A 12,417-nucleotide genomic window follows, 5' to 3' on the forward strand; every position below is an offset into this window, starting at 1 on the left:
CCCCGCCAGGCGCGCCCGCCGCGTGACCTCTCCCCGTCCGCGCTAGGACGCCGGCCCCGGTTCGTCCGCATGCTCGCGCGCGATGCGGGCAAACTCCGCCTCCAGCGCGAAAAAGGCGTCCAGCACGTCAGGGTCGAAGTGGGTGCCGCGTCCCTGACGCATGATCTCGAGCGCCTGCGCATGGCTGAAGGCCGGCTTGTAGCTGCGGTGCGAAATCAGGGCGTCGTACACGTCCGCCACCGCCATCAGGCGCGCCGCCAGCGGGATGTCCTCGCCGCTCAGGTTTTCGGGGTAGCCGCTGCCATCCCATTTCTCCTGGTGCGAATGGGCGATCTGGCGCGCGAACATCAGGAAGGTGTTGGTGCCGCCCAGGTGCCGCTCGGCCAGCATGATGGTGTCGCGGCCGTAGGCGGCGTGCAGCTTCATTACCTCGAATTCCTCCGGGTCCAGCCGCCCCTGCTTGCGCAGGATATGCTCCGGGATGGCGGCCTTGCCGATGTCGTGCAGCGGCGCCGACTTGACCATCAGCTCGATGTTTTCGTCGCTCAGGCTGGCCGCGAAGCGCGGATGCCCGCGCAGCGCCATGGCCAGCGCCCGCAGGTAGTGCTGGGTGCGGCGCAGGTGCTTGGCCGGTTCGCCGTCGCGCCCCTCGGCCATCGCCGCCATCGCCAGGATCAGTGCCTCCTGCATCAGGAGCAGCTGCGCGGTGCGCTGCTGTACCAGCCGTTCCAGGTCCTGGTTGTGCGCCTCCAGCTGGCGGCGCGCGGCGCGTAGGGTCAGGTGGGTCGCGACGCGGGCGAACAGGATCGGCGGGCTGATCGGCTTGGCAAGATAGTCGACCGCCCCCGCGGCCAGGCCCATCGCCTCGTCCTCGACCTGGTTCTTGGCGGTCAGGAAGATCACCGGAATGTCGGCGGTGGCCGGATCGGCCTTGAGCGCGCGGCAGGTCTCGTAGCCGTCCATGCCCGGCATCATGACGTCGAGCAGGACCAGGGCGAGGTCCGGGGTGGCGGCGGCCACCTGCAGCGCGGTGCTGCCGTTGGTGGCGACCTTGGTCTGGTACTTGTCCTTCAATAGACGCGACAGCAACATGATGTTGTCCGGCGTGTCGTCCACGATCAGGATGGTCGGACGCGAAGGCCGGTCCTGCGGTGCTGCGCTCATATATGTTCCGCCATGGATGAAGGGGCGCCACCGGCCTGGGCCAGCACCTGGCGCGCTTCTTCGAATTCGTAACGCGACAGGTGCGCCTCGAGACGCGCCAGCGCGCCCGGACCGAGCAGGCGGCCGAGCGGCGCGCGCACCGTGTCGAAATAATCGGTGGCTTCGCCGGAGAACTCCGCCAGCAGGTTCTCCAGCGTGGCGATGGCGGCGCGGCCATCCTCGGGGCTGGGGGCGCTGCCCGCGGTGTCGGGCCAGGGCAAGGCGGCCGGCACCTCCGGCGCGTTCGCGAAGTAGCAGTCGAGCGCGTCCATCAGGCCGGCCACTTCGCGTTCCAGGTCGGCGCCACTGCGCAGCAGGGCCGGCAGGTCGGGCACGGGGCGGCCGGCGCCCTCCTCGATCTCCTGCGACAAGCCCTGCAGCGCGCGCGCGCCGATGTTGCCGGCCACGCCACGCAGCGAATGGGCGCGGCTGGCCGCCTCGCGCAGGCGTCCGGCTTCGAGGTCGGAGCGGATCGCGCCGCCCGCATCGCGCTGGGAGGCGCGGAAGCGGTCGAGCAGCTCGACGTAGAGCGCACTGTTGCCGCCCACGTTGCGCAGCCCGAAGCTGGAGTCGATCCCTGCCAGGCCGGGCAGCGGGGCCATGTCGGCCGCCGGCAGCGTGGCGAGGGGGCGCGCCGGCATCGCCTTGCCCATCCAGCGCGCCAGCGTGGCGTACAGTTTTTCCGGGTCGACCGGCTTGGTGATGTAGTCCTGCATGCCTTCGGCCAGGCAGCGTTCGCGGATCTCGGCCAGCGCGTGCGCGGTCATGGCGATCACCGGCAGCTCGTCGAAGCGCGGATCCTGGCGCAGCTCGACCGTGGCCGCATGGCCGTCGAGCTGGGGCATCTCGAGGTCCATCAGCACCAGGCGGTATGCGCCGGGCCCGGCCTCGGCCAGCTTGTCCAGCGCCTGGCGGCCGGTGGAAGCGACGTCCACGTCCATGCCCTGGGCTTCGAGCAGTTCGCGCGCGATCTGCTGGTTGACCAGGTTGTCCTCGACCACCAGCACGCGCGCTCCCTGCTGGTGGGTACGCGCCACCCCGGCGCCGGCCGCGCCGGCGGGCGCCGCGGCGAACAGCTTGGCCAGGGTCCCCGACAACGCCGACTGCACGAAGGGCTTGAACAGGAAGCCGTGCACGCCGGCCTGCTCGGCCCTGGCCTGCACGTCTTCGCGGCCGAATGCGGTCACCAGCACGGTCAGTGGCGGCGCACTCAGATCCTTGTTGGCGCTGATGCGGCGCACCAGCTCGATCCCGTCCATGCGCGGCATGCTGCAGTCGGTCAGCACCAGGCGGTAGGGCATGCCGGCGGCGTCGGCCGCCACGATCGCCCCTTCCGCGTGGCGCGCGTCGGAGGCGCATTCGACCCGCAGCGGCAGCGCCGCCAGCGCCTCGCGCAGGATGGCGCGCGCTAGAGCGCTGTCATCCACCACCAGCACCCGCGCCCCGTTCAGTTCGGGCGGCGCCACCAGCGTCGACTCGGGCTCGCCCGAGAGCGCGAAGTCGAGATCGAAATGGAAGGTGGAGCCGGCGCCGGGCGCGCTGTCGACCGCGATGCGCCCGCCCATCAGGCCCACCAGCTGCTGCGAGATCGAGAGCCCGAGCCCGGTGCCGCCGTACTCGCGGGTGGTGGAGCCGTTGGCCTGGCTGAAGGCGCGGAACAGCTTGGCCTGCTGCTCTTCGCCGATGCCGATACCGGTGTCACGCACCGCGAAGCGCAGCTTGACGCGGCCCGGTTCGGCGCCCTTCAACGGAATGCAGGACAGCTGCAGTTCGCCGCTGGGCGTGAACTTCACCGCATTGTTGACCAGGTTGATCAGGACCTGGCCCAGGCGCAGCGGGTCGCCCACGAGCTTGCGCGGCACCGCGTGCGGCACGTGGAACAGGTATTCGAGGCGCTTGTCGGCGGCGCGCTGGCTGGTCACGCTGGCCACGTTGCCGAGCACCTCGTCGAGGCAGAACGGCACCTGCTCGACGTCCAGCTTGCCGGCCTCGATCTTGGAAAAGTCGAGGATGTCGTTGATGATGCCGAGCAGGGACAGCGCGGCGCGGTGGATCTTGCCGACGTAATCCTGCTGCTTCGGATTGAGGTCGGTGCGCAAAGCGAGGTAAGCCATGCCGATGATCGCGCTCATCGGGGTGCGGATCTCGTGGCTCATGTTGGCCAGGAACTCCGACTTGGCGACGTTCGCGGCTTCGGCGCGCAGGTTCGACTGCGTCAGTTCCTCGGTGCGGGCGGCGATCTTCTGTTCCAGGTCCTCGTTCAGCTCGCGCAGCTGCTGCTCGATGCGGCTCTTCTCGCGCAGCAGGCCGTTGGCCACCTGCTCGGCCTTGCGCAAGCGGTTCAGGGTATCGCGAAAGCTGCGCACCGCCGAGGACAGGCGCCCGACCTGGTCGCGCCGTCCGATGCCGGACAGGCGGATATCGGTCTCGCCACGCGCCAGCTTCTCCAGCGCGTCCTGGATGTCGGCGAAGGGCTGCGACATGCGGCGCCCGACCACGAACACGCAGGCCACGATGGCCAGGGTCAGCAGGATGTGGGCGGCGGCCGTGTGCACGATCTGCTTGCGCAGGTCCTGGTCGATCTGCTCGCGCGAGAAGGCCAGCTCGATCGCGCCTACCGGATAGTTGCGGATGCCGTCGTTGTAGCTGATGCGGCGCCGCACCCGTACCGCCGCCGGCTCGCCGCCGCCGCGGTTGCCGAGCGAGGCAATCAGGCTGCCGTCGGGGCCCAGCACGCGCAGGGTCTGGACGTCGGGCGTGGCGCCGAGCGCGTCGACCACCGAGTACACGGCGGCGCTGTTGATGTCGAACAGCGGCCGCGCCAGCGCCTGGCGCAGCACCTCGGCCTGGCGTTCGACGCGCTCCTGCAGGCGGGCATCGGCATCCTGGCTCATCGTGTGCAGGGTGTAGGTGGTGTACACGCCGGTCGACAGCGCGACCGCCAGCACGATGCCGGCCCCAAGGCGGAACACGATATTCTGGCGCCAGTTCTCGATCAGGCGCCGCGGCACCGTGCGCAGCCAGGCGTAGCTAGCGAAGCCCATGCCGGCCTCCGTCCGCGGGCAGGCCCGCACCTGCACCCGCGTGCGGCATCGACGCCGCTTCGCGCCCTCCCAGCGCCTGCTGCTCGCGCCGGCGGTAGGACGGGCTGGTGCGCACCTGCTCGATCGCGTCCCACAGACGCGTCGCCAGCTGCGGCTGGCGGGTGGCCAGGGCGCGCGACAGCACCAGGTAGTAATTCTTTTCGACCAGCGGCACCGGCACCACCTCGAGCTGGGCGCCGAAAGGGCCGCGCATCAGGCGCGCGCTGTCGCCGCCGCCCAGCGCGGCGCCGGCCAGGCGGCCTGCGGTCAGTTTCCGCGCCAGCTCGTCGGCGCGCTGGCTGCCTTCGTCCACCGCCACACCCTGGGCGCGCAGGAAGTCGCCCACCGAGTAGCCGAGCTGGACGCCGATGCGTCCGTCGAGGTGGCGGAAGCGCTTGCCATCCCACTCCAGGCGGCTGCCGCGCCGGCGCACCAGCACGTAGGTATCGACATGCATGCGCTTGGACGGGTCGGCCTGGGGGTCGCGCGCGCCTGGCGACACGCCCGGGTAGGCACCGAGCGCCATGCGTTCGGGGTTGAAGCTGACGGCAAAGGCGCCACCGACCTGGTTCGCCTTGAGCTGTTCGAGGCAGCGCTTCCAGGGCATGCTCTGGTAGTCGAAGCTGACGCCGGTGCGGCGCGCGACCTCGGCCAGCAGCTCGAAGTTCAGGCCGCCCCCGTCCAGGCTGCGCCACGGACGCACTTCCTGGCGCTCGAAGCACAGGGTGACGCGTTCGCCCGGGGCGGCCAGGGCCGGCGCGCTGGGCGCGGCCAAGGCGACCAAGGCGGCCAGGGCGGCCGGGGCGAGGGACAGGAAACGGCGCATGGCAGACAAGGAACGGGCATGTTGTTCAGACAAGGGAAGTATGCCACCAGTAGTTGCCAAACAACAGTAAAACCGGCGCCTTGGCGAGGAAACGACAGTGCGCCGGCGCCGCCAGGTTCAGGCTTCGAGTGCGGCCGGCAGCGCCCCGCTGACGCGGTTGCGCCCCCCGTCCTTGGCGTCGCGCAGCGCATCGTCGGCGCGCTGGAACAAGGTCACGGTGCTGTCTTCCGGGCGGATCACGGTGACGCCGAAGCTGGCCGTCATGGCGATCATCGCGCGCTCGCTCTTGACCGGCGAACTGGCGATGGCGGCGCGGATGCGCTCGGCCACCAGCAGGGCTTCCTCGAGCCGGGTGCGCGGCAGCAGGATCGCGAACTCGACGCCCACCAGGCGCCCCAGCAGGTCGGAATCGCGCAGCTGGCGCCTGCACAGTTCCACCACATGGCGCAGCACGGCGTCGCCGGCCGGGTGGCCGTAGGCGTCGTTGACGCGCTTGAAGCCGTCGAGATCGAGCACCACCAGCGCGGTCGGCTGGCCCGGACGGCGCGCCAGCGCCATCCAGGGCGCCAGGGCGGCGAAGAAGCCGCGCCGGTTCGGCACATTGGTGAGCGGATCCACCACCTCCAGGCGCGCCAGTTCGCGCCCGGCGCGTTCGCGTCCGAGCAGCAGCATGCCGAAGGCGTTGGCCAGCATCAGGAGATAGAGCGCCGCGCTGGACAGCTGGCGCAGCAGCTCGCTCGACAGCCAGCGCCAGCCGCCCGGCAGCAGCAGCACCGACAGCCCGCGCGCCGCCACCACCAGCGCCAGCACGGCGGTGAGGACGGCCAGGAAGCGGCGCAGCAGGCTGGCCCCGGCCCAGCCGGCGCCCAGCGCCGCCGCCACGTTCAGGTACAGGGCGCCCAGCAGCAGCGAGGCCGCCAGGCTGCGCAGGCCGCCCTGGTCGACCAGGTAGCAGGCCAGGAACACGCCGATCGCCAGCGTTCCCGCCACCAGGGTGGGCCGGCGCCAGCCGTCGCGGCCGGCTTCTTCCCAGCCGGCGCCGGCCTCGATGGCGACACCGGCGAACAGCAGCGCGAAGCCGGCCGGCAGCGACAGCGGCTCCGGCAAGACGCTGGCGCCACCCAGCGCCAGCAGGGTCCAGGCGCCCGCCTGCACCTGGCGCGCCAGCGCCCATACGCCAAGCGCGGGCGGGCGCGCCGTGCCGTGGTCGAAGAAGGTCAGCAGCGCACACAGGGCCAGGTTGCCCAGCGCGAGCACCAGCACCATCGTGGTGGGATCGAGGTTGCTCATCGCGGCGCCGCTCAGTATTCGTGCTCGACCAGGGTGGTGCCGTCGCCTACCTTGCTGGTCCAGGCGCGCGCGAAATAGTCGCGCTCTTCTTCGGACGGCGCGGCGTGCCAGAACACGATCAGGGTGCCCTTGTGGTCGTGCAGCTGGACCAGCTTGTCGACGAAATCGGCATTGCCGGCGCTGTCGGCCAGCGCCATCGCGTAGCCGTACACGCGTTGCAGGCGCTCGAGGCGGTCGGCTTCGGTCTGGGCGTTGGTGGCGGTGATGGAAGGATGGTCGAGGAACATGGGAGGCTTCCGGTTGTTCGAACGACCAGCTTATCAGAAAGAGATGCCGTACAACAAGCGACCGCGGGGGGGGGCGAAGAGCCCGCCTGTCATGGTTCGACGTGGCGCGGCTGTATATACTGGCGCCATGCCTGCGCCACCCGAGCTTCCATCGCCCCCGCCCCCGATCGTCTCCACCCGCGGCGACCGCCGCACCCTGGAATTTACTCCCGGCGACATCCAGAGCGAAATGCGGCTGTCGCGCCCGGCGTCGCTGGTGCTGGCCTATGCGCGCGCCATGATGTGCTTCGCCCTGCTGGTGCCGCGCCCGCGCCACATCGTGATGGTCGGCCTGGGCGGCGGTTCGCTCGCCAAGTTCTGCCACCGCCACCTGGCCGAGGCCCGGATCACGGTCCTGGAAGTGCGCGCCGACGTGATCGCGCTGCGCGGCCAGTTCGGGGTGCCGCCCGACGATGCCCGCTTGCGGGTGCTGCAGGCGGACGCCGCCAACTGGCTGGCCGAGGCGCCGGGCAGCGCCTGCGACGTGCTGCTGGTGGACGGCTTCGACGCCACCGGCCTGCCGCCAGGCCTGTCGAACGCCCGCTTCTACGCTGACTGCCGGCGCGCGCTGCGCCCGGGCGGGGTGCTGGTGGCGAACATGTTCGACTACGATCCCGACTATGTGACTGCGCTGCAACGCCTGCAGGCCGCCTTCGACGGCCAGGTCTGCTGGCTGCGCGGCATCGCCGGCAGCAACCAGATCCTGTTTGCCCAGCGTCCGGCCGTGCGCAGCGCCACGCCCGGCGCCATCCTGCGCCTGCTGCGCGACGGCTGCCGCAACCGGGGGCTGGGCGTGGGCGCGCTCAACCGTTTGCTGGCGCGGCTGGTGCTTGTCTGGCTGGCATGGCGGCCACGCTGAGGCTGCGCCGGCGCGACATTTCGTTTGCCGAAGCGCGACAGGTTGTGACACACTTCCGGTATTGATGCCTACTGGCAAGCGTTCCCTACGGAAATTCTGAACCCATCCATGCTGCACCGCCCATCCCTGTCGCTGACGCTTGCGGCGGCCCTCACGCTGGGGGGCGGCCTGGCCGCGTCCGCCGCGCTGTTTCTCGGGGTGAGCCAGCTCGAGTACGACAACATGGCGCTGGCCTTCACCCAGCGCACCGACGAGCGGGTGGCGGCGGTGCGCCAGGGGATCGACCAGGCGGTCGAAGTGCTGACCGTGACCAACCAGCTGTTCGCGCGCGGCGAGCCGGTCAGCCGCGAGCGCTTCCACGACTTCACCACGGCGCTGCTGAAACGCCACGGCTACATCCAGGCCTTCAATTTCCACCGCAGCGTGCCGGGCGAGGCGCGCGCCGCCGTCGAAGCCGAGCTGCAGCGCATCCGCCCCGGCACCGTGTTCACCGAGCTGGCGCCAGGGCGCCTGGTGCCGGCGCCACAGCGTCCGCGCTACCACATCGTCGACTACATCGTGCCGATGGCCGGCAACGAACGTGCCCTGGGCCTGAATATCACCGAAAACGTGCAGGTGATGCGGGCACTGGCGCAGTCGCGCCGTGAAGGCCGCGCCGCCACCGAGCTGTTCCCGCTGGCCCAGGACGAACGCCACCAGCCGGCCTTCGAGCTGATCATGCCGGTGTACGACCGCGACGGCGCGCTGGCGGGCGACACCGCGCTGGTGATCCGCGCGCCGGAGCTGGTGCGTGCCTCGCTGGCCGGCGCCGGCCTGCTCGATGCGCGCGGCACGGCCAGCGAAGTGTTCGTGTCGGTCTACGCCGACCCGCACGCGACGCCGTCCAGGCTGCTGTTTTCCACCGGCGACACCCGCACGCCGCCGCAGCCGGGCTGGCTGGGCGCCCTGCTGTACCCCGAGCGGCACGGCCACAGCGCCAAGCTGCTGGACATCGCCGGACAGCGCTGGCGGATCGAGGTGGCCAGTGCGCCACGCTCCTTCCTGCACGACCACATGGCGTCGACCGCGCTGCTGGTGGGCGGCATCCTGATGAGCCTGTTGGGGACGGCCTTCGTGCAGGCCTCCGGGCGGCGCGCGCACCAGGTCCAGCAACTCGTGCGCCAGCGCACCGCCGAGCTGCGCCGCACCAACCGCCGCCTGATCGAGGACATGGCCGCGCGCGGACGCGCCGAGCGCGCGCTGCAGCAAAGCGAGCAGCGCTTCCGCCAGCTGGTGTCGATGTCGTCCGACTGGTACTGGGAACAGGACAGCGAGCTGCGCTTCACGATGGTGACCGGCGGTTTCACCGAGAAAGCCGGCGTGGCGGTCGAGACGGTGCTGGGAAAGACCCGCTGGGAATACGTGCCCGCGCTGCTGGAAACGGAAGAGGGGCGCGCCCACATTGCGCAGGTCAAGGCGCACGAGCCCTTCGCCAACCTGGAATACAAGGTGATCGACGAGCACGGCGACACCCGCTGGTTCTGCGTCAACGGCCAGCCGATGTTCGACGACACCGGCGCGCTGCTGGGCTACCGCGGCACCGGCAGCGACATCACCGAGCGCAAGCTCACCGAGCAGCGCGTGCACCACGTGGCCCAGCACGACGTGCTGACCGGCCTGCCCAACCGCTCGCTGCTGCAGGACCGCCTCGGCCAGGCGATCGCCTATGCCAACCGCAGCGGCCGTCCGATGTGGGTGATGCTGATCGACCTCGATCGCTTCAAGTTCGTCAACGACTCGATGGGCCACAAGGCCGGCGACGTGCTCCTGATGACGGTGGCGGCGCGCCTGACCGGTTCGCTGCGCGACACCGACACCGTGGCGCGCCTGTCGGGCGACGAATTCGTCGTGATCCTGTCCGAACACCATGACGAGCCGCTCACGCCCGAGATCGTGCAGCGCGTGATGGATTCGGTGGCCCAGCCGGTCCTGCTCGGCAACAAGGAATTCTTTGTCACCTGCTCGATCGGGGTGGCCGTCTACCCGAGCGAAGGCACCCCGGCCGACAGCCTGATCGAGCACGCCGACATCGCCATGTACAGCGCCAAGAAACTGGGCCGCAACAACTTCCAGTTCTATACCCCGGCCATGAACGAGGAATCGCTGGAGCGGGTCCGCATCGAAAGCGCCTTGCGCAACGCCCTCGAGCGCAACGAATTCGTGCTGCATTACCAGCCGCAGCTGGACCTGACGTCCGGGCAGATCGTCGGGATGGAAGCGCTGCTGCGCTGGCAGCATCCGGAGCTCGGCATGGTGCCGCCTGGCCGCTTCATCGGCATCGCCGAGGAAACCGGCCTGATCGTGCAGATCGGCGCCTGGGTGCTGCGCACCGCCTGCGCCCAGAACAAGGCCTGGCAGGATGCCGGCCTGGGCCGCCTAAGGGTGGCGGTGAACCTGTCGGCGCGCCAGTTCGGGGCCGCCGACCTGATCGCCAGCCTGGAGTCGGTGCTGGCCGACACCCGCCTCGATCCGGAATGCCTGGAAATCGAACTGACCGAAAGCCTGTTCATGAGCGACGTGACGCCGGCGGTGGACCTGCTGCACCGCATGAAGTCGCTCGGCGTGAACCTGTCGATCGACGACTTCGGCACCGGCTATTCGAGCCTGTCCTACCTGTCGCGCTTCCCGATCGACGTGCTGAAGATCGACCGTTCCTTCGTGGCCGACATCACGCACGATGCCAACGACGCCGCGATCGTCACCTCGATCATCGCGCTGGCCCACAACCTGAAGCTGGCCGTGATCGCCGAGGGCGTGGAGACGCTCGAACAGCTCGACTACCTGCGCAGCCACGGCTGCGACGAAATGCAGGGCTATTACTTCAGCAAGCCGCTGCCCGCGGCTGAATTCGAGCAGTTGCTGGTCCAGCGCCGCGCCCTGCCGCCGCGCCAGGTGGCGGACGGTGGCGCGTCCGGCACTGCGTCGGAACCTGCATGCGAGCCAGCGGGGACCTGCGTCCCGGCCGGTGTCAACAACAGCGGGCAGGATAGCGAATCGGACGCCCTGGTTGCCTGAACGCACGGGCAGCAGTTTGCCCAAGCATAATAAGCTGCTATAAATCAATTTATTTGTGGCTTTTTTTTTATTATTCGCCGTAGAATGACCGTATCTTCTTAGCAATCTTACGGTTGGAACAACGGGGACTACGGATATGATGATCTTGAATGAAAGCACCGAACAGGCAAGCCTGGCCCCGGCAAGCGGCGAAGCCGGCGGCGTACGCCGCCAGCGGACCGACCTGCGCACACGCGACCTGGTGAACCAGGCCGTGGCCTCGGTGCCCACGCTGGGCCTGCAGCGCGCAGCCGAATTCCTGGCCACGATGAACGTGCCGGCCGAAGTGGCGGTGCGGGTGCTGGTGTATCCAAGCCGGCGTCGCGCCGGCTAAAAGCACTGCGCCGGACTACGCCGGCCATAAAGCACTGCACCGGACCGCGCCGGCGCAGTGGCCGGCTTAGCGGCGCTGCTGCTGGCGCGTGATGTCGTCCAGCGATTCGCGCCCCTTGTCGGTCAGCGCATAGCCGCCCTCCGCGCGCGGCGCGACGTGCGACTTGAGGCTCAGGAAGCGCAGCACCTCGGCATCCAGCGGCGCCTGCGGATCGGCCGCGAGCGCGGCCAGCGACTGGATGCAGCGGCGCAGGAACAATACCTGGCGTCCCTTCTCCGTGAGCACGATGCGCCCGTCGCGGGTATTCTCCAGCATCTTCAGTCCCGACAGCTTCTTGGCATTGCGCCCGACGCAGGCACCGGCCGTGTCGCGCTTGACACCGCGGCCTACCAGTTCCAGGGCGTCGTATTCGTCCGTCGTCAATTGTTCGTTCTTCATGGGGTCTTCATTTCTGCCAGGGCGCGTCATGGTAACCGGGGCGCCGGCGCAGGGCAAGCCTCGGCGCATGCCCGGCCCTCCCGTGGCGCGCGCCGGCGCACCTTGTGGCCTGCTAGGATCATGCAATTGATCATCGATTGGAGCAGGCCATGAACGACCCCACACGCAAGCCGGACCCAGCCGCCAAGGGCGGCCACGTGTTCCATGAAGCCGACATCGGCAGTGGCGAAAAGTCGCCGGGAGAACTGGAAACAGAGGAAATGATTCGCGAAATTCCGCCGCTGCCGCCATCGGGGGGCCAGCCCAAGCAGCCCAAGGGAGAGCAGGCCGGCGCGCGCGACGCCTCGCACGCCTGAGGCCCCGGCGCCATCACGGCCGGCCGGCGCTACTCAGCAGGAGCGACGCAGCAGGAGCGACGCCGCAGGAGCGGCTCAGCCGGCCCGGATCGGCGGCTCCGGCAGGCGCGGTTCCTCGACCGGCGCATTGGCCGGGTCCGGCACGTCGTCCGGCACCGGCGGACGTGGGTCGGGGGTGGGCATCGGATTCGGGACATCCGGATCCGGGGTACTGTGGGCATGCACGGGGAATGCCCCGTGCGGCGGTCGGTCTTGCACAAGCATGGTCATGGTCGAACTCTCCGGATGGATGCGGACGCCCTGCCGGCAGACGCGGCGCGTCGGCCGGCAGCGGCCTTCAGCGCTTGGCCTTCTGCTTGGCGCCGCCACCGGCGCCCTCGCCCTTGCCAGCCTTGACGCGCGACATGTGATCGTGGCTGCTCTTCTCGTCCTTGCCCGCGCGCTGCTTGGCCAGGTCTTCCTCGGACAGGTTGTCCGACTGCTTGTTGGTCTGGCTGCCGCCCGATTTCGATTGGCTCATCGTACTCCTCCTTCTTGCCTGGTTGACGTTGGAAACAGCCTAGCATGGATGCCGGCGCCGGGTCTTCAATCGTGCGCCGCACCGGCCGC

The 12,417-nt window shown here is 69.6% G+C and carries 11 protein-coding genes; 4 read left to right on the plus strand and 7 right to left on the minus strand.

Annotated features, from left to right (window positions below; all coding sequences use genetic code 11):
- Positions 1 to 42 precede the first annotated feature (42 nt).
- The 5 genes from LE190_RS11205 to LE190_RS11225 form a co-directional block, all read right to left on the minus strand.
- Positions 43 to 1,164: a response regulator gene (locus tag LE190_RS11205; protein WP_225238759.1), complete on the minus strand. Its 1,122-nt coding sequence runs from the start codon at positions 1,162 to 1,164 to the stop codon at positions 43 to 45.
- Positions 1,161 to 4,247, minus strand: coding sequence for a response regulator (locus LE190_RS11210; RefSeq protein WP_225238760.1), 3,087 nt, complete (start codon positions 4,245 to 4,247; stop codon positions 1,161 to 1,163). The genes LE190_RS11205 and LE190_RS11210 overlap by 4 nt, the downstream gene beginning before the upstream one ends.
- On the minus strand, positions 4,234 to 5,145 hold the full coding sequence (locus LE190_RS11215; protein WP_225238761.1) for a substrate-binding periplasmic protein: 912 nt from the start codon (positions 5,143 to 5,145) through the stop codon (positions 4,234 to 4,236). Before LE190_RS11215 ends, LE190_RS11210 begins: the two co-directional genes overlap by 14 nt.
- Positions 5,146 to 5,229: 84 nt before the next feature.
- The gene (locus tag LE190_RS11220; RefSeq protein ID WP_225238762.1) at positions 5,230 to 6,402 is read right to left on the minus strand and encodes a GGDEF domain-containing protein; all 1,173 of its coding nucleotides are present in this window, start codon (positions 6,400 to 6,402) and stop codon (positions 5,230 to 5,232) included.
- Between the two features lie 11 nt (positions 6,403 to 6,413).
- Complete coding sequence (locus tag LE190_RS11225; RefSeq protein WP_225238763.1) at positions 6,414 to 6,689, minus strand: hypothetical protein; 276 nt, start codon at positions 6,687 to 6,689, stop codon at positions 6,414 to 6,416.
- 127 nt (positions 6,690 to 6,816) lie between these two features.
- Here LE190_RS11225 and LE190_RS11230 point away from each other — a divergent pair, with 127 nt between their 5' ends.
- The 3 genes from LE190_RS11230 (at position 6,817) to LE190_RS11240 (ending at position 11,014) form a co-directional block, all read left to right on the plus strand.
- Positions 6,817 to 7,587, plus strand: a complete 771-nt coding sequence (locus tag LE190_RS11230; protein WP_225238764.1) for a spermine/spermidine synthase domain-containing protein — start codon at positions 6,817 to 6,819, stop codon at positions 7,585 to 7,587.
- Between the two features lie 108 nt (positions 7,588 to 7,695).
- Complete coding sequence (locus LE190_RS11235; RefSeq protein ID WP_225238765.1) at positions 7,696 to 10,641, plus strand: bifunctional diguanylate cyclase/phosphodiesterase; 2,946 nt, start codon at positions 7,696 to 7,698, stop codon at positions 10,639 to 10,641.
- Between the two features lie 136 nt (positions 10,642 to 10,777).
- On the plus strand, positions 10,778 to 11,014 hold the full coding sequence (locus LE190_RS11240; protein ID WP_225238766.1) for a hypothetical protein: 237 nt from the start codon (positions 10,778 to 10,780) through the stop codon (positions 11,012 to 11,014).
- A 66-nt stretch (positions 11,015 to 11,080) separates the two neighbouring features.
- Here the strand turns inward: LE190_RS11240 and LE190_RS11245 are convergent, their stop codons facing one another.
- Positions 11,081 to 11,452 carry a hypothetical protein gene (locus LE190_RS11245; RefSeq protein WP_224945704.1) on the minus strand — a complete coding sequence of 124 codons (372 nt, stop codon included), beginning with the start codon at positions 11,450 to 11,452 and terminating at the stop codon, positions 11,081 to 11,083.
- 149 nt (positions 11,453 to 11,601) lie between these two features.
- Here LE190_RS11245 and LE190_RS11250 point away from each other — a divergent pair, with 149 nt between their 5' ends.
- The gene (locus LE190_RS11250; protein WP_225238767.1) at positions 11,602 to 11,808 is read left to right on the plus strand and encodes a hypothetical protein; all 207 of its coding nucleotides are present in this window, start codon (positions 11,602 to 11,604) and stop codon (positions 11,806 to 11,808) included.
- Between the two features lie 337 nt (positions 11,809 to 12,145).
- On the opposite strand, the gene LE190_RS11255 is transcribed toward LE190_RS11250, so the two are convergent.
- A complete protein-coding gene (locus tag LE190_RS11255) occupies positions 12,146 to 12,328 on the minus strand; it encodes a hypothetical protein (protein WP_225238768.1) in 183 nt (60 codons plus the stop codon).
- Positions 12,329 to 12,417: the final 89 nt, after the last annotated feature.

It is taken from the genome of Massilia hydrophila, from assembly GCF_020208145.1.
Taxonomy (GTDB): Bacteria; Pseudomonadota; Gammaproteobacteria; order Burkholderiales; family Burkholderiaceae_D; genus Telluria; species Telluria hydrophila.